The sequence below is a fragment of the Hydrogenophaga sp. genome (assembly GCF_025699295.1).
GTDB lineage: Bacteria > Pseudomonadota > Gammaproteobacteria > Burkholderiales > Burkholderiaceae_C > Hydrogenophaga.
In genome coordinates this window covers 1-15,645 of sequence record NZ_JAILWB010000033.1, presented here as the reverse complement: position 1 = coordinate 15,645, position 15,645 = coordinate 1, and the positions used below count along the sequence as shown (strand labels likewise).

At 68.2% G+C, this 15,645-nt stretch carries 23 protein-coding genes; 10 read left to right on the top strand and 13 right to left on the bottom strand.

Annotation, left to right across the window (positions count from 1 at the left end):
• Positions 1-71 precede the first annotated feature (71 nt).
• Positions 72-992 carry a LysR family transcriptional regulator gene (locus tag K5880_RS22855; RefSeq protein ID WP_297658227.1) on the bottom strand — a complete coding sequence of 307 codons (921 nt, stop codon included), beginning with the start codon at positions 990-992 and terminating at the stop codon, positions 72-74.
• Positions 993-1,099: 107 nt separating this feature from the next.
• On the opposite strand from K5880_RS22855, the gene K5880_RS22850 reads away from it, so the two are divergent.
• Complete coding sequence (locus K5880_RS22850; RefSeq protein ID WP_297658224.1) at positions 1,100-1,552, top strand: hypothetical protein; 453 nt, start codon at positions 1,100-1,102, stop codon at positions 1,550-1,552.
• A 4-nt stretch (positions 1,553-1,556) separates the two neighbouring features.
• Here K5880_RS22850 and K5880_RS22845 read toward each other — a convergent pair whose 3' ends face one another.
• Entirely contained in the window at positions 1,557-2,441 is an 885-nt protein-coding gene (locus K5880_RS22845) for a LysR family transcriptional regulator (RefSeq protein ID WP_297658221.1), read from the bottom strand.
• A gap of 117 nt (positions 2,442-2,558) precedes the next feature.
• Here K5880_RS22845 and K5880_RS22840 point away from each other — a divergent pair, with 117 nt between their 5' ends.
• The gene (locus tag K5880_RS22840; RefSeq protein ID WP_297658218.1) at positions 2,559-3,239 is read left to right on the top strand and encodes a glutathione S-transferase family protein; all 681 of its coding nucleotides are present in this window, start codon (positions 2,559-2,561) and stop codon (positions 3,237-3,239) included.
• A gap of 47 nt (positions 3,240-3,286) precedes the next feature.
• Here the strand turns inward: K5880_RS22840 and K5880_RS22835 are convergent, their stop codons facing one another.
• From K5880_RS22835 to K5880_RS22825, 3 genes are all read right to left on the bottom strand, one after another.
• Positions 3,287-4,285 carry an aldo/keto reductase gene (locus K5880_RS22835; protein WP_297658230.1) on the bottom strand — a complete coding sequence of 333 codons (999 nt, stop codon included), beginning with the start codon at positions 4,283-4,285 and terminating at the stop codon, positions 3,287-3,289.
• Positions 4,286-4,375: 90 nt separating this feature from the next.
• A complete protein-coding gene (locus tag K5880_RS22830) occupies positions 4,376-5,032 on the bottom strand; it encodes an FMN-binding negative transcriptional regulator (protein WP_297658215.1) in 657 nt (218 codons plus the stop codon).
• Positions 5,033-5,041: 9 nt separating this feature from the next.
• Positions 5,042-5,689 carry a LysE/ArgO family amino acid transporter gene (locus K5880_RS22825; protein ID WP_297658212.1) on the bottom strand — a complete coding sequence of 216 codons (648 nt, stop codon included), beginning with the start codon at positions 5,687-5,689 and terminating at the stop codon, positions 5,042-5,044.
• A 73-nt stretch (positions 5,690-5,762) separates the two neighbouring features.
• Between K5880_RS22825 and K5880_RS22820 the strand changes: the two genes are divergently transcribed.
• From K5880_RS22820 to K5880_RS23195, 5 genes are all read left to right on the top strand, one after another.
• A complete protein-coding gene (locus K5880_RS22820; RefSeq protein ID WP_297658209.1) occupies positions 5,763-6,659 on the top strand; it encodes a LysR family transcriptional regulator ArgP in 897 nt (298 codons plus the stop codon).
• 80 nt (positions 6,660-6,739) lie between these two features.
• On the top strand, positions 6,740-6,958 hold the full coding sequence (locus K5880_RS22815) for a hypothetical protein (protein WP_297658207.1): 219 nt from the start codon (positions 6,740-6,742) through the stop codon (positions 6,956-6,958).
• A gap of 50 nt (positions 6,959-7,008) precedes the next feature.
• Positions 7,009-7,401 carry a VOC family protein gene (locus K5880_RS22810; protein ID WP_297658205.1) on the top strand — a complete coding sequence of 131 codons (393 nt, stop codon included), beginning with the start codon at positions 7,009-7,011 and terminating at the stop codon, positions 7,399-7,401.
• 142 nt (positions 7,402-7,543) lie between these two features.
• Positions 7,544-7,705: a hypothetical protein gene (locus K5880_RS22805; protein WP_297658202.1), complete on the top strand. Its 162-nt coding sequence runs from the start codon at positions 7,544-7,546 to the stop codon at positions 7,703-7,705.
• Between the two features lie 65 nt (positions 7,706-7,770).
• Positions 7,771-8,043, top strand: a complete 273-nt coding sequence (locus tag K5880_RS23195) for a DUF1016 N-terminal domain-containing protein (protein ID WP_366883454.1) — start codon at positions 7,771-7,773, stop codon at positions 8,041-8,043.
• On the opposite strand, the gene K5880_RS22800 is transcribed toward K5880_RS23195, so the two are convergent.
• Positions 8,007-8,522: a DUF1579 domain-containing protein gene (locus tag K5880_RS22800; RefSeq protein WP_297658178.1), complete on the bottom strand. Its 516-nt coding sequence runs from the start codon at positions 8,520-8,522 to the stop codon at positions 8,007-8,009. The genes K5880_RS23195 and K5880_RS22800 overlap by 37 nt on opposite strands.
• A 114-nt stretch (positions 8,523-8,636) precedes the next feature.
• On the opposite strand from K5880_RS22800, the gene K5880_RS22795 reads away from it, so the two are divergent.
• From K5880_RS22795 to K5880_RS22785, 3 genes are all read left to right on the top strand, one after another.
• A complete protein-coding gene (locus K5880_RS22795; protein WP_297658175.1) occupies positions 8,637-8,984 on the top strand; it encodes a type II toxin-antitoxin system Phd/YefM family antitoxin in 348 nt (115 codons plus the stop codon).
• On the top strand, positions 8,977-9,378 hold the full coding sequence (locus K5880_RS22790; protein WP_297658172.1) for a type II toxin-antitoxin system RelE/ParE family toxin: 402 nt from the start codon (positions 8,977-8,979) through the stop codon (positions 9,376-9,378). The genes K5880_RS22795 and K5880_RS22790 overlap by 8 nt, the downstream gene beginning before the upstream one ends.
• Before the next feature lie 93 nt (positions 9,379-9,471).
• Positions 9,472-9,948, top strand: a complete 477-nt coding sequence (locus K5880_RS22785) for a hypothetical protein (RefSeq protein ID WP_297658169.1) — start codon at positions 9,472-9,474, stop codon at positions 9,946-9,948.
• A 53-nt stretch (positions 9,949-10,001) separates the two neighbouring features.
• On the opposite strand, the gene K5880_RS22780 is transcribed toward K5880_RS22785, so the two are convergent.
• From K5880_RS22780 to K5880_RS22750, 7 genes are all read right to left on the bottom strand, one after another.
• The gene (locus K5880_RS22780) at positions 10,002-10,421 is read right to left on the bottom strand and encodes a type II toxin-antitoxin system VapC family toxin (RefSeq protein WP_297658166.1); all 420 of its coding nucleotides are present in this window, start codon (positions 10,419-10,421) and stop codon (positions 10,002-10,004) included.
• Complete coding sequence (locus K5880_RS22775) at positions 10,418-10,672, bottom strand: Arc family DNA-binding protein (protein WP_297658163.1); 255 nt, start codon at positions 10,670-10,672, stop codon at positions 10,418-10,420. Before K5880_RS22775 ends, K5880_RS22780 begins: the two co-directional genes overlap by 4 nt.
• A 126-nt stretch (positions 10,673-10,798) precedes the next feature.
• The gene (locus K5880_RS22770; protein ID WP_297658160.1) at positions 10,799-11,167 is read right to left on the bottom strand and encodes a RidA family protein; all 369 of its coding nucleotides are present in this window, start codon (positions 11,165-11,167) and stop codon (positions 10,799-10,801) included.
• 13 nt (positions 11,168-11,180) lie between these two features.
• Complete coding sequence (locus K5880_RS22765; RefSeq protein ID WP_297658157.1) at positions 11,181-12,167, bottom strand: tripartite tricarboxylate transporter substrate binding protein; 987 nt, start codon at positions 12,165-12,167, stop codon at positions 11,181-11,183.
• Between the two features lie 34 nt (positions 12,168-12,201).
• Positions 12,202-12,981, bottom strand: coding sequence for an SDR family oxidoreductase (locus K5880_RS22760; protein ID WP_297658154.1), 780 nt, complete (start codon positions 12,979-12,981; stop codon positions 12,202-12,204).
• Between the two features lie 143 nt (positions 12,982-13,124).
• Positions 13,125-14,108, bottom strand: coding sequence for a tripartite tricarboxylate transporter substrate binding protein (locus K5880_RS22755; protein ID WP_297658151.1), 984 nt, complete (start codon positions 14,106-14,108; stop codon positions 13,125-13,127).
• A gap of 11 nt (positions 14,109-14,119) precedes the next feature.
• Positions 14,120-15,592 (bottom strand): aldehyde dehydrogenase, encoded by a 1,473-nt coding sequence (locus tag K5880_RS22750; protein WP_297658148.1) that lies wholly within the window; start codon positions 15,590-15,592, stop codon positions 14,120-14,122.
• Between the last annotated feature and the right edge of the window lie 53 nt (positions 15,593-15,645).

Here is a 15,645-nt window from a genome sequence, read left to right as displayed (position 1 = left end):
GGCTGCGTTTCGCGCCTTGCGCATGGCCTTTTTGATCCGCAACGCATCTTGGAAAGATAGTGTGAACGGCCCTAGTCCGCCGCCAAGGCCCAGCGCTGCCGGGCGGCTTCCTGCAGGAAGTCGATCATGGCCTTCACCCGCGCCGCATTGCGCCGCGTGGGCAGGGAGACGGCGAAAAGGGTGTGCGTCGTGCCTGGTGCGAACGGCGCCAGCACTTCCACCAGGCGGCCACGGGCCACGTCGGCCGCGGCCAGGGGACACGACAGCATGCCGATGCCCGCTCCGCCCACCAGGGCGTGGTGCACCAGTGCCGAGGTGCTGGCGGCGAGTTGCGACCTGACGGTCACCTCCAGCCGCTTGCCCGCCTGGCGGAAGGCCCAGGTCGCGGTGTGCCCTTGCGCGATGTGGGTCACGGTCTGGTGCTGTTGCAGCTCATGGGGCTCGGCCGGCGCGCCGTGCTCGTGCACGTACTGCGGCGATGCATACAGGCGCCGCTCGAAGCGGCCCAGCTCGCGGGCAACCACCAGCTCGCTGTTGCCCACCGTTGTTCGCAGGGCCACGTCGATGCCGTCCGTCACCAGGTCGGCGACGCGGTCCTCGGCCACCAGCTCGATGCGCAGGGCCGGGTGCCGCGCCTGCAGCTCGGCCAGGCACGGCAGCAGCAGTTCCTCGCAGATCTCCTGGCTCGAGGCGAGCCGCAGCGTGCCGGCCACGCGGTTGCGCTGCCGGGAGAACGCCGCGGCGATGTCCTCCATCTGGGCCAGCAGCGCGCGCGCCTCCTGCGCCAGTTCGGCGCCCTCGGGCGTTGCCGAAAGCCCGTGCGTGGAGCGGCGCAACAAGGTGACGCCGTACCCGGCCTCCAGCCGGTCCACGCCGCGCGTGACGACGGAAACCGCCACGTTCAGCTCGCGCGCGGCCGCGGAGAACGAACGCAGATCAAGCGAACGGACCAGCCAGCGCAGGTCGGTGGGGTCGGGCAGGAAGGGTTTCATCGGGCATGCCTTTGCGTCCGGAGCAAAACCGATTATTGCGCCGGGTGGTGTCCGGCCGCAGCCGCTTTTCCTAGAGTCAAGCCACCCCCAGCCCACAGGAGAGCACCATGGAACTTGCACACCTCATCGTGAACACGGCACTGCGCCGCGCGGCCCTGAACGAATGGATGCCGGAGGGTGAGGGCAAATGGTCGATACCCATCCAGTTCCTGCCCGACGGCGCGGGCTGGGTGGAGCTGATGCGCCTCACGCCGGGTGTGCGCCTGGGCCTGCACCGCCACACCGGCGAAGTGCATGCGCTGACGCTGGCCGGCGAGCGCCGCCTGAACGACGGCCGCGTGGTGCGCGCCGGCGACTATATCCACGAGCCCGCCGGCAATGTGGACTGGTGGGAAGCCAGCGGGAGCGAAGCGCTGCTGGTGCACGTCGTCGTCAAGGGCAGCGTGGAATACCTCGGGCCGCACCACAGCGTGCTGCAACGCATCACCACCGCCGACCGCATCGCGGACTACCACCGCCATTGCGCCGCGATCGGCGTGCAGCCGCGTGGGCTGGGCTAGCGGCTCACGGCAGGGTCATCGTGTGGGCGAGGTGTGCATAGACCGCGCCCACCCGGCGCAGATGGCGCGATTCCGGGTGCGTGAGCAACCACAGCTCGGTCTGGCACTCATCGAGCGGCTCGGTCAGTTGCACGACGTCGCTCCGGCCTTCGGCAAGGAACAAGGGGACCACGCCCACGCCCAGCCCCAGGGCCACCAGCTCCAGCACCGACAGGATGCTGCCGACACGATAGCGCGGGACCACCTTCGGAAAATGGCGTTTGCGCCAGACCACGGAAGGGTGATCCGGCAGCGCATCGTCGGGTGCGATCCAGTCCACCTTCCCCGCCTCCACGTCGGCGAACTTCCTGGCACCGCCCCGTTTGGCCGCGTACAGCGCGACGCGTATGGGCCCGATGTGTTTGCCCACCAGGTGCTGCGGTGGGCGCCTGGTGGCGCGCACGGCGATGTCGGCATCGCGTCGGGTCAGGCTGGCCAGTTCATTGCCGGTGTGGAGCTCGTAGCCCAGAAGCGGGTGAACCGTGCGCAGGGCGCGCAACGCCGGCGCAACGACACCGTGCAGGAGGGTGTCGGTGGTCGTGATCCGCACCGTGCCCGAGACCTGCGACGGCGCTGATTCCACCGACGAGCGCGCCGCCTCGAGTGCCGCTTCCATCTGCTCGGCGTGCTCGGCCAGCAGGGTGGCCATCTCGGTGGCGACGTAGCCCGAGCGCGTTCGCTCGAACAGCTGGCGCCCCAGCCCACGTTCGATGCGCTGCAAGGAGCGGAACACGGTGGAGGCGTCCACGCCCAGGCGTTCGCCCGCCGTGGCCAGGGTCCCCGTGCGAACCAGGGCGAGCGTGATCTCCAGATCGCCAGGCGTCATTCTGTATTGCGTTTTTGCAATCATGGTTTGCGATCCTGCTGATTCCGGTTTCTGCAGCGCAATCGTACAGTCCGGGCACCCACCACCTATCTGGAGTCCCTTCATGAACCTGTCCGTCTCTCACACCACGGGGCACTGCCTATGAACAAGCCACTCGTTCTCGTGTCTCACGCGCTGTGCCCCTACGTGCAGCGCGCAGCCATCGTGCTGGCAGAAAAGGGCGTGCCGTTCCAGCGCCGCGACATCGATCTGGCGAACAAGCCCCCGTGGTTCCTGAAGGTCTCGCCCCTGGGCAAGACGCCCGTGCTGCTGGTGGGCGAAGAAGCGATCTTCGAGTCCGCGGTGATCTGCGAGTACCTGGAGGACACCATGCCGCCCCGGCTGCACCCCACCGACGCACTGCATCGGGCACGGCACCGGTCGTGGATGGAATTCGGCTCGGCGTTGCTGAACGCGATCGGGGCGTTCTACAACGCCACGGACGAGGCCAGCCTTCTCGCGCGGGCCTCCGACATTCGAAGCCGCCTGGCGCAGCTCGAAGGCGCGCTGGATGCCGGTGACTTCTTCGCGGGGAACGCCTTCAGCATCGTGGACGCGGTCTTCGGGCCCGTGTTCCGCTACTTCGATGTGTTCGACACCATCGACGACTTCGGTTTCTGCGACGGTTTGCCCAAGGTGCAGCGCTGGCGCCGCGCGCTGGCGGCAAGACCGTCCGTGGTCCAGGCGGTGCGCCCGGAGTACCCCGAGTTGCTCCGCGCCTTCTTGCTGAAACGCGGTTCCGCGCTGTCCCGTCGCCTATCGTCGGCAGGCGCACCGGTCTGACACACCCAGACGGCAGCGGCGCGCCCTGAATTCCGCTTCAGCCGCGCCTACCGGCTCTCGATGCCCACGAGCCCCGCTTCGGGATAGCGTGCGCCGGCCACGGCCTGCGGGTCGAACAGGCGGTCCAGCTGCGCGATCTCGTCGGGTGTGAGCGCGATGTCCACCGCGCTCACGTTGCTCTCCAGGTAGGCGATGCGGCGTGTGCCCGGAATCGGCACCACATGCGGGTGCTTGTTGAGCAGCCACGCGAGCGCGACCTGTGAATTGCTCAGCCCCCGTTCGGCGGCGAAGGCCGTCAACGCGGCCACCAAGCGCTGGTTCGCGGCCTGCGCTTCGCCCACGAAGCGCGGGTTGTTCTTGCGGAAGTCGTTGTCGGCCAGCTGCGCCACGTCCACCGTGCCGGTGAGGAAGGCGCGGCCCAGCGGGCTGTAGGCGACAAAGGCCACGCCCAGTTCGGCGCAGGTGGCGAGCATGCCCGCCTCGGGCTCGCGGCTCCACAGGGAATATTCGCTTTGCACGGCGGCAACGGGGAACACCGCATGCGCGCGGCGCAGTGTCTTGGCAGAGACCTCCGACATGCCGATGGCCCCGACCTTGCCCGCCTGCACCAGTTCGCCCATGGCGCCCACCACGTCCTCGATGGGCACGGCCGGGTCGCGGCGGTGGCAGTAGTACAGGTCGATGCGGTCCACGCCCAGGCGCTTGAGCGACGCGTCGCAGGCTTGGCGAATGTAGGCCGGTGAGTTGTCGATGCGCCGCTCGTACTGCCCGGCCGTGCGCACGATGCCGAACTTGGTCGCCAGAAGGGCTTGCTGGCGGCGCGCCGCGCCACCCTGCGCGATGAAGCGGCCCAGCAGCGTTTCGTTGTGTCCCAGTCCGTAGGTGTCGGCCGAGTCGAAATGCGTGACGCCGATGTCAAGCGCGCGTTCGAGCGTGCGCAGCGCGTCCGCATCGTCCGTCTGGCCATAGAACTCGCTCATGCCCATGCAGCCCAGGCCGATGGCGGATGTGGCGGGGCCGGTGGCGCCCAGTCGTCGTTGTTTCATCATGGATGTCCTTGGTCCGCAGGGTGGTGGCAGGCCGGCGGGCCCATGCTGGACGGGCCGCCACGGACATTCTTGCACCCGGCCCCCGCCCTACGTGCGTGGACGGGAACTGGCCGGCAGTGTGTGTTCCACCCATGTGGCCAGCGCGCGCGCCTCGTCGCCGGGCGATTGCCGCAGCCCGTCGACGGTGCCCGTGCGGTCCGGCAGGGCTTCGTCCTGGCTGACCTTCAGCTTGCCTTCCAGGTGGTCAATGGGGATCTCGATGCCGACGATGGCGCGCAGCATGCGGTCGATGTAGGCGGCTGGCGCATCGCTCACCCGCCAGGGCTGCGGGCGGCCGGACTCCTGGGCCTGGGTGAGCCGGTGCAGCATGTCGAGCAGCCACGCGCCGTCCTCCACCACCCGCGCGACACCGTGCGCATGCGCCACCACGTAGTCCCAGGTGGGCACCACCTCCCCGTGTTCTGCCTTGCCCGGATACCAGGCCGGCGTGATGTAGGCCTGTGGCCCGCGGAACATCACCACCGAGCGCGTGGCCGGCGTCAGCGCCCGCCACACGTTGTTGGCTCGGGAGACGTGGCCCAACAGGGTGCCATGAACGCCCCGGGTGCGGTCCAGCACGAAGGGCAGGTGGTTGGCCACCAGGTCGTTCGCGCCCTGGCACACCCACGCCCCCAGCGGGTGGGATTCGATGAGCGCGTGGACGGCGTCGCGGTCCGTGAACTGGTGGTACTTGGGCAGGTACATGGCACGTCCTCAATGGCCCAGCCAGGCATGCCGCACCAGCAGCACGGCAAGGGCCCACATCGTCAAACCGATCAACGCGTCAAGCACCTGCCAGGCCCTGGGCCGCGCAAACCAGGGCGCGATCCAGCGCGCGCCGAAGCCCAGCAGCCCGAACCAGAACAGGCTGGCCGCGCTGGCGCCCGCCACGAACCAGCCCCGCAGCGCCGGCGCCTGCTGCGCGCCGATGCTGCCCACCAGCAGCACCGTGTCCAGGTAGACGTGCGGGTTGAGCAGTGTGAACGCGGCCGCCTGGGCCAGCACCGCGCCTCGGCCGAGGCCACCGCCCCCGTCCGCCGCTCTCAGCTGGCCGGGCTGCCGCGCGCGCAGCAGCGCGCGCCAGCCGTACACCGCCAGAAAGGCCGCGCCGGCAAGCGCCAGGGCGCGGGCCAGCCCCGGGCGTTCGCCCAGGGCCTGGGCCATGCCCAGCACACCGGCGGCGATCAGCACCGCGTCGGCCAGCGCGCAGAAGGCCACCACGCTGCCCACGTGCTCGCGGCGAAGCCCCTGGCGCAGCACGAAGGCGTTCTGGGCCCCGATGGCGACGATCAGCCCCAGGCTCAGAAGCAGCCCCTGGACAAACGCCGGCACCACCAGAGAAAGCGGCACGTTCAATGTCATGCGCCGAGCTTGCCAGCCGGTCGGGATGAAGACAAACTATCTTTCCTTCATTCAATTAAGCATTGCTGAATCCATGCTGGACTACGCATCGTTGTCGGCGCTGGCTGCCGTGGTCCGCGAAGGCAGCTTCGAGCGCGCCGCCCGCGCGCAACACGTCACGCCCTCGGCCATCTCGCAACGCATCAAGGGGCTGGAAGAGCGCATGGGTTGCGCGCTGGTGGTGCGTGGGCAACCCTGCCAGGCCACCGAGACCGGTCGCCGCCTGTGCCGGCACCTGGACCGCGTTCGCCTGCTGGAACACGAACTGCAGGGCGAGGTGCCCCTGCTTGACCCGCAGGGCCTCACGCGGGTGCGGCTGCCGGTGGCGGTGAACGCGGACAGCCTGGCCACCTGGTTCGCCCCCGTGGTCGGGCGGTTCGCCGCCGACGCGCCCGTGCTGATGGACGTGGTGGTGGACGACGAGGGCCACACCGCCGAGTGGCTGCGCAGCGGCGCCGTGCTGGCCGCAGTGACGGCCACGGCCCGCCCGGCCAGCGGTTGCAACAGCCGCCGCCTGGGGGCACTGCGCTACCTGGCCGCGGCCAGCCCCGCCTTCGTGGCGCGGTACTTCGCCGAAGGCGTCAACGCGGCCAGCCTGCGGCATGCGCCCAGCCTGGTGTTCAACGCCAAGGACGCGTTGCAGGACCGCTGGGTGCGGCGCCTGTGCCAGCGGCATGTGGAACTGCCCCGGCACACGGTCCCGTCGTCCCAGGCCTTCGTGATCGCCGCCATGGCCGGCATGGGCTGGGGCCTGCATCCGCTGGCGCTGATCAAGGACCAGCTCGCCAGCGGCGCGCTCGTGGAGCTGGTGCCGCGCCAGCCCCTGAACGTGCCCTTGTACTGGCAGCAAGCGCGCGCGGGGTCCGCACTGCTCGAAGGGCTGACCCGCCAGGTGATGGAAGCGGCGAAGGCCCAGCTCGCGCACCCCTGAGCGGCGAGGGTGCGGGCGCAACGAACGGCGAATGCCGTAAGCTGGGCTTCGTTTGTGAGACCCGACCACCCCGAACCGCCATGAAAACCATAGACGAGATGCTGAACCTAGCATTGCTCACCCCCGAACAGCACCAGCACATCAGCGCCTGGATTGCGAACGCCGACACACCCGAAGACATCCTGAAAATGCCGGCCCTGCTGTGGCAGGCGGTGGAACGGGCCAGCGCGGTCATGGGGATCGACAACGACCTGCTGCGCCCGCCGGCGCTCGACGCGGGCGACGCCGTTACCGGTTAGCCTGCGCGCCAGACAGCGTGCCCGCCACCACCCCACCCGGAGGAAACCCCGTGCCCCAGCCCGACCCGCTGCGCCCGTTTGCATTCGTGCTGGCCGTGCCCGACATCGAGCGCAGCACCGCCTACTTCAGGGACGCCCTGGGCTTCAAGGCCGAGTGGCCGGCAGGCAGCGGGTGGCAGCTGCTGGCACGCGGCAGCGTGCGCATCATGATCGGCCACTGCCCGGACGCCATCCCACCGTCAGCGACGGGCGACCACAGCTACTTCGGCTACCTGCACGTCGACGACGTCGATGCACTCCACGAAGAACTCGTCCAGCGCGGCGCGCTGGTACCACAGCCGCCGGCCGACAAGCCGCACGGCATGCGTGAGTTTCTGGTGGTGACGCCTGACGGGCACCGGCTCATGATTGGGCAGGAGGTTGTGGTGAGGGAGGGGGGTTAGGGCAGCGGCTTTTCCTCTCCCCGGAAGCGGTGGAGGCATGAGGCGCTGCAGTCGAATCTGTCAAGGAATCCCTGACGGTTCATGCGTGGCTCACCCGGCCAGCAGTTGCCTAGGAATGCTCGTTAGCTCAGAAGGAGTAGTCATGAGTGAGCTGTCCACTTTCCACAAAGACATCAAGGCCATCCTGGGGCAAGTCCGCGGCAAAACGAGGCCGGCCGTGAACTCTGCGATGGCGGAAGCGTACTGGCTGATAGGCCAGCGCATCGTGGAAGAGGAGTCACGGGGCAGCAGCCGTGCCGTCTAAGGCGAGCGGCTGCTGGCCAACCTGTCTCAGGCGCTTTCGGTCAGTTTGGGCAAAGGCTTCTCCACATGACCTACCCCGATCCGGAGATTTTCTACACGGCGTGTAGCAAATTGAGCTGGAGCGACAACCGGCTGATCATGCGGGATGAAGACGCCAAGACCAGGGCCTACTACCTGCCTGAGAGCGACGCTCAGCAATGGACTGTGCGCCAATTGGAGTGCATGGGGATGAGCCTGCTAGTCTATGGACTGGTAGGCCATGCGGGTGGCGCATGGCTATGGATTGTGACCGTTCGGCCACTTCAGCTTCCGCCCGCCGCAGACGCCACCCGCCGGTAATTAACCTCCACAGCCAGCACCTCTTCACCCAAGGGGCTGATGTTGTACATGCGCAGGTTGAGCGTGTCGTCGTCGGGCTGTTCGATTTCCGTGCGCCAGCCCCAGCGCGCCCCGCCTTGTCCGTCGGCGTAGCTGCCCAGCATCGACAGGCGCGGGTCGCCGCTGGCGCCGGTGCTGAACATGATGGACGTGCCGGTGCCGAAGCTTTCGGCCCAGGCCGATTCGTACCGGCGCTCGTCCAGGTGGTGGGCAATCAGCGCCACGCCTTCCATGGGCTCGCCGCTGCAGTGGCCGGTGTACTCGTGCAGCAGCACGCGGCCGCCCAGCAGCACGCGGATGCTGCCGCGCTGCACCGAGTCCTCGGCCGGCTCGCCGGGCTCGAACCACAGGCGGAAGCGGCCTTGCCAGTGCCCGGCCATGCGCGCCAGCTGCGCGTGCACGCCGTTGGCGCGTGAAGCTTCAAATTCCTTGCGACCCATGTCGTCTCCTTCACTTCGTTGACGTGCCAGTTTATCGACCGAAGGACAGGGTGCAGTCGGCATTGGTGGTCTAAAATGCACAGAATTCTGTCATCTTCCATCAAGGAGTCAGTCATGGGATTTTCAGTCAGTGACGTGGTGCCCTTCACACAGGCACGCTCCAACCTGTCCGAACTGGCCGACCAGGCCAAAGCCGGTGCGGAGAAGATCATTACCAAGAACGGCGAGAGCTACGTTGCGCTGATCGACGCCGACAGGCTTGACTACTACCACCGGCTGGAGCGCGAACGCATCCACCTGCTGTTGATCGACGACGCCAGGCGCGGCCTGGCCGATATTGCAGCCGGCCGCACCAAGGAGGCTGACGCAGCCATCGCCCAGCTGCAACAGCGGCGCAAAACCGCCGCCAAGCCAGGCAGCCTGGCAGACCCTGGCAAGCTCCCGACCAAGAAACGTGGCTGATCGGCTGTATCGGGTCGAGCTGACCGCCAGCTTCCTGGAGCGCCTGGACGCCATCGAAGCGTTCCTGGTGGAAGCGGACGCTGGCTTTGCGTTCGATGATCTGTTGGCCGAGATTCGCGCCACTGTGATCCCGAACCTGCGGCGCTTCCCGCGCATGGGCCGACGCTATCTGGCCAACCCGCCACAGTCGGCCGAGGCGCTGGCGCAGTTGGCTGCGCTGCCAGCGGGCTCACCGGATGCGCTGCGCGAGTACCTGCATGGGGACTACCTGTTGCTTTACACGGTTGTGGATGCATCCACAACGGCCAGAGCCACCGTCTACCTGCTTTCCATTCGGCATCATCGCCAGCTTTCGTTCGACTTCGCCCGGCTCTGGCCGTCCCATCCGTACTGAACTGAAGTCGACACCCTGATACAGCGAACCAGGAGGCCCGTCCATGACCCTCTCGCTCGCCGGTCTTTGTCCTGACCGATGGAAACCGCACCCATGAATGCACCACCCGAGCTACGCCACCGCTTCCAGTCCGCGCACAGCACGCAGACGCTCGCGGAAGGACTGGCGGAGTACTTCGAGGCGCATCCGGCGCTCAAGCGCGACGGCGATCTGCTCTCACCCGAGGCGAAGCAGTTCTTCCGTTCGCACGACGCGGTTCACGTGGTGTACGGCTGCGGCACCACCATGCCGGACGAGGCGGTGGTCAAGCTCAGCAGCCTGCTGGGCACGACGGGTGGCCTGGCGGTGCTGCGCGGCTACACGCACCACGAAACCCTGGACATCTACACCCGGCTGCCGCTGGGCAGCACGGTGCTGGCGCTTCTCGCGTCGCCCTACCTGATCGTTCGCACGCTCTGGCGCTGCGCGCGGCAGACACGGCGCTGGCCGTGGGTGGGGTACGAGGCATTTCTGGACGTGCCGCTGCACGAGCTGCGCGCGGCGTTCGGCATCCGGGTGGCGCACGGCTGATGTGCAGTCGTTGTGGGCAGACGTGACTGCGGTCAAACTCCGCTTGCCCGCAGTCACCCCCGCCACGGGTTGATGACGGTCGCGCCTGCGGCCTCGAAGGGGCTGGTGTCCCGGGTGGCCACCGCGAACCCATTCGCCGCTGCGATGGCGGCGATGTAGCCGTCGGCCGTGGCGATGGCAAGGCCTGCGCTGCGGGCCTTGGCCATCAACGCCGCGTAGGCTTGCGTACAGGCCAGATCAAACGCCAGTACCCGGCCGGCAAACAAGGGCAGTACGCGCGTCTCCAGGTTTTCCTGCAGCCCCGTGCGTCGCTTGCCGGCGGGCAGCAGTGCCACCCCCGCACGCAACTCCGCCACCGTGATGGCTGAAAGAAACAGCGTTTCCATGGGCTGGGCGTCGATCCAGTCGATCACCCGCGGCTCGGGCGCCTGGCGCAGCGGCTCCGACATCACGTTGGTGTCGAGCAGGATCATTCGAAGCTCACCGGGCGTGCGGGCGTCTTGTCGCGCACCTGCTCGAACACGGCAAACTCCTCATCGCTCAACCTCGCCTGGCGACCCATGTCCGCCAGCAGCGAACCCAGCTTCACGCGCCCCTTGGGGCTGATCGCGGACTCCAGAATCTCGCGCACCTCGGCCTCCATGCTCTGGCCGTGTCGGGCGGCACGGACGCGCAATGCACGGTGCACTTCCTCGGGAAGGTTGCGAACTGTCAGCATGGCCATGGCAATCTCCTGAAACGCATTCGATGCATGCATATTACATCAATGCATTCATTGCGTCATGCCAAGGTAAATGATCCCACCGCCTGACACCGCACAGGGTCGGTCAAACGAACAAACCGGCGGTGCTCAAGCCACGTAAGCCACGATCTCGATCTTCATCCCCGGCACCACCAGCGCCACGCCCGCGCTGGAGCGGTTGGGCCAGGGGGCCTTGAAGAATTCGCGGTACACGGCGTCGATGGCCGGCATGTCGGCCACGTCGGTCATGTAGATCAGCACCTGGGCCACGTCGTCCAGGGTCTTGCCGGCGCGTTCCACCGCGCGCTGCAGGTTGCTGAAGGTCAGGCGGGCCTGCTGTTCGATGGTGCCGGTGGTGTCGACGCTGCCGTCTTCGCGCACCGGGCCGTGGGCGGTGTAGAGCACGCCGCCGGCGCGCACCATCCACGAAAACGGCTGCTTGAACGGGGGCAGGCCGACGTCGATGACTTCCTTCATCGGTGCGGTGCCGTCAGTCGGCCTTGATGCCGGTCTCGCGGATCACCTTGCCGTAGCGCTCGTGGTGGTACTGGTTGATCTTCGCCAGTGCCGCCGGCTCGCCACCGGCGGGAATCAGCGCCATGGTGTTCATGCGCGCCTGCACGTCGGGCATTTTCAGGATGTCGTTCAGGTGGCCGTTGAGCGTGCGCACCACGTCGGCGGGCATGCCTTTCGGGCCCATGAAGCCTTGCCAGGCGCCGACTTCCGCGTCCTTCACGCCGGCTTCGGCCAGGGTGGGCACGTTCGGTGCGAGGGGCGAGCGCTGCGGGTCGGCCACGGCCACGTTCACCAGCCGGCCCTGGCTGATGTACTGCGCCACCGGGCCGAGCGTGGTGTACATCATGGGGATGTGGCCGGCCACCAGGTCGGTGATGGCGGGGCCGCTGCCGCGGTAGGGCACCTGCATGATCTTCACGCCGGCCGCGCGGTTGAACATTTCGCCCAGGATGTGCATGGGCGAGCCGCTGCCGGGGCTGGCGTAGTTGCCGATCTTGCCGCTTTTGGCGGCGGCCACCACGTCGCTCACCGTGTTCAGGCCCGAGCCCGCGTGCGTGATGAGGAACAGCGACTGCGTGCCCGCCAGCAGGATAGGCGTGAAGTCGGTCAGCGGGTTGTAGACGGCGCCGGTGCCGGGCTTGAGCACCAGCGGTGCGGTGGCAAAAGTGTTCGGCGTGAACAGCAGCGTGTAGCCGTCGGGCGCGGCCTTGGCCACGTGGGCGTTGCCGATGGTGCCACTGGCGCCGGTCTTGTTCTCCACCACCACCGGCTGGCCCACGCGCGCGGACAGCTTCTCGGCAAAGGTGCGCGCCAGCGCGTCGGTGTCGCCACCGGGCGGGAAGGACACGATCAGGCTGATGGGCTTGCTGGGGTAGGCCTGCGCCAGCGCGCTGCCGGCGGGCAGGGCGATGGCCGTGGCGGCGGCGAGGGCGGTGAGCAGCAGTTGGCGGCGGGCGGTCATGGTGGTGGTCTCCAGGGGTGGTTTGGGGTGGGTGTCAGAACACGCCGCTGAACGAGCCGCCGTCCAGCAGGATGTTCTGTGCGTTGATGTAGCCGGCGTGCACGCTGCACAGGTAGGCGCAGGTGTGGCCGAGTTCGGCGGGCGCGCCGAAGCGGTGGGCCGGGTGCTTGGCCAAGCGGGCTTCGCGCACGGCGTCCACGCTCTTGCCCTCGCGCTTCGCCTGCGCGGCAAAGTTGCCGGCCAGTCGCGCGGTGTCGAAGGTGCCGGGCAGCAGGTTGTTGATGGTCACGCCGTGCGCGACGGTGGTGCGCGCCAGGCCGGAGACGAAACCGGTCAGGCCGCTGCGCGCGCCGGTGGATAGACCCAGGCCGTCCAGCGGCGACTTCACCGCGCTGGAGGTGATGTTGATGATGCGGCCCCAGCCGCGCGCCATCATGCCGTCCACCGTCGCCTTGATGAGCTCGATCGGTGCGAGCATGTTGGCGTCGACGGCCTTGTGCCAGGTCTCGCGGTCCCAGGTGCGGAAGTCGCCTGGCGGCGGGCCGCCGGCGTTGGTGACGAGGATGTCGAAGTCGGGGTGCGCGGCGAAGATGCGCGCGCGGCCTTCGTCGCTCGTCACGTCGGCGGCCACCCAGTCCACCCGGCCCGTGCCCAGCGCGGCCAGGCGTTCGGCGGCCTCGCGCAGCGGGCCTTCGGTGCGCGCGGCGATCACCACGTGCACGCCGTCCTTCACCAGCGCTTCGGCGCAGGCGTAGCCCAGCCCCGAACTCGCGCCGCACACGAGTGCCTTCTTGCCGGTTATGCCCAGGTCCATGTGTTCAGCCTTTGTTGTCTTGAATGAGGGGCGTGGCTTGTCGCAGGTCTACGTCCAGCCGCGCCCGGCCGACCTCGTCCTTGTCGGCGATGTCACGATGGTGATCAGCACGTTGGGGTTGGGCGCGGCGTCGCTCACGGGGTTCACTCCACGGTGATGCCGCGGTCCTTGATCACCTTGGCCCAGCGTGCGGTCTCTTCGCGGATGTGGGTGTTGAACGCGGCGGTCTGCAGATCCCAGGCGCTCAGGCCCTGGCCTTGCAGGCGCTCGCGCACGGCGGGTTCGGCCAGGATGGCGGTGGCGTCGCGCGCGAGCTGCGCCACCACGTCGGCGGGCGTGCCGGCCGGCGCCATCAGGCCGTACCAGGACGGCACCACCACGCCGGGCACGCCCAGCTCGGCCAGGGTCGGGATCTCGGGCGCCGTGGGCGTGCGCGCGCTGTCGGTCACGGCCAGCGCGACGAGCTTGCCGCTTCGGATGTGCGGCAGCACGGTGGGCAGGTTGCTGAACATCAGCGGCACGTTGCCACCCATCACGTCGTTGATGGCCGGCGGCGTGCCCTTGTAGGCGATGTGCAGGATGTCCGCGCCCGACTGCGACTTGAACAGCTCGCCGGCCAGGTGCAGGCCGCTGCCCACGCCGGGGGAGGCGTACGAGAGCGTGTCGGGCTTGGCCTTGGCGCGCGCGATCACGTCCGCCACGGTCTTGATGCCGGTGGCGGGGTTGGTCACCAGCACGTTGGGCGTCTTGGCCAGCATGGCCACGGGCACGAAGTCCTTCTCGATGCTGAAAGGGAACTTCGGCATCAGCGTGGGGTTGATGGTCAGGTTGCCGGCGGGGATCACCAGCAGGGTGTGGCCGTCGGGCTTGCCACGCTTGACCTTGTCCATGCCGATGTTGCCGGCCGCGCCGGGTGCGTTGTCGACCACGGCCAGCTGGTTGTAGCGCTTGGCCAGGCCGTCGGCCAGCACGCGCGCCAGCGTGTCGATGGGGCCACCGGGCGGGAAGGGTGCGACGAGCGTGAACTTCTCGGCGGCCAGCGCCTTTTCGGTGGCGGTCTGCGCGTGGGCGGTGCTGCCCAGGACGAGCAGAGACGTAAGGGCGATGAAGGTGCGGCGTGTGTTCATGGTGGTATGGATCAGGAAGTTGCCCAGGGCATGGGCGATTCATTGAGGCCGATGTAGAAGCTCTTCTGGCTCGTGTATTCGAGGATGCCGAGCCGGCCCTTCTCCTGGCCGTAGCCGCTCATCTTCACGCCGGTGAAGGGCGTGCTGATGGAGAAGAGCTTGTAGGTGTTGACCCAGACCGTGCCGGTCTGCAGCGCGCGGCCGATGCGCCAGGCGCTCTTGAAGTCGCGCGTCCAGATGCCCGAGGCCAGGCCGAACATGTTGTGATTGCACTGGGCGATCAGGTCGGCTTCGTCCTTCCAGGGCAGCAGCGCGAGCACCGGGCCGAAGATTTCCTCCTGGCACATGCGCGCCCTGTTGGGCAGGCCTTCGAAGATGGTGGGCAGGTAGTAGCTGCCGGCATCAAAGTAGCCACCGGTGGGGCGCTCGCCGCCGAACAGCACGGTGCCGCCTTCGTCGCGGCCGAGCTGCACGTAGCGCTCCACCGAGGCGCGATGACCAAGGTTGACGAGTGGGCCCATCTGCGTGTCTTCGCGCGAGGGGTCTCCGACGCGCAGCTTCTTCACGCCTTCGAGCAGGCGCGCCTTGAACACGTCGTACACGCTCTCGTGCACGAAGGCGCGCGAGCCGGCGATGCAGGATTCGCCCGAGGAGCTGAAGATGCCGTAGAGCACGCCGGCCACGGCGTGGTCCAGGTCGGCGTCGGGCATGACGATGGTGGGTGACTTGCCGCCCAGTTCGAGCGAGGTCGGCATGAGCTTCTCTGCCGCCAGGCGCTGGATGCCCATGCCCACGTTGGTGCCGCCGGTGAAGGCGATGCGCTTGACCAGCGGATGCTTCACGAGCGCGTCGCCCACGATGCTGCCCTTGCCCGGCAGCACGCTCAGGATGCCGTCGGGCACACCGGCCTGCTGCGCGATCTTCGCCAGTTCGATGGCCATGCGCGGCGTGATCTCGGCCGGCTTGAACACCATGGCGCAGCCGGCGGCCAGCGCGGGCGCGAGCTTCTGCGCCTCGCTGGCGATGGGGCTGTTCCAGGGCGTGATCGCGCCGACCACGCCCAGCGGCTCGTGCACGCTCATGCTGAGGTAGTCGCCGCGCGCGGGGGTGATGGTGTCTTCCCAGGTTTCGGCGGCGGCGCCGAAGAACTGGAAGGTGCCGGCGGCACTGGCCACCAGCGCGCGGCATTCCTTGATGGGCTTGCCGTTGTCCAGCCGCTGCAGCTGCGCCAGCTCTTCGCCGCGCTCGCGGATGCCGTTGGCGATGCGGTAGAGGATGCCGGCGCGCTCGTGGTGCTTGAGCCCGGCCCATGCGGGCTGCAGGCGCGCACGCTCGGCGGCCTGCACGGCCTCGTCCACGTCGGCCGCGGTGGCGGCGTGCAGCTCGGCCACGGTGCTGCCGTCGTGCGGGTACTCGGTGGTGTATTCGGGGCCGGAGGCATCGCGCCAGCGGCCGGCGATGAAGCTCTTGAGTTGTTCGGTCATGTCAAACCTCATGTCCTGGGGTGTCCGACTCCCTCCCCCTCTGGGGGAGGGCA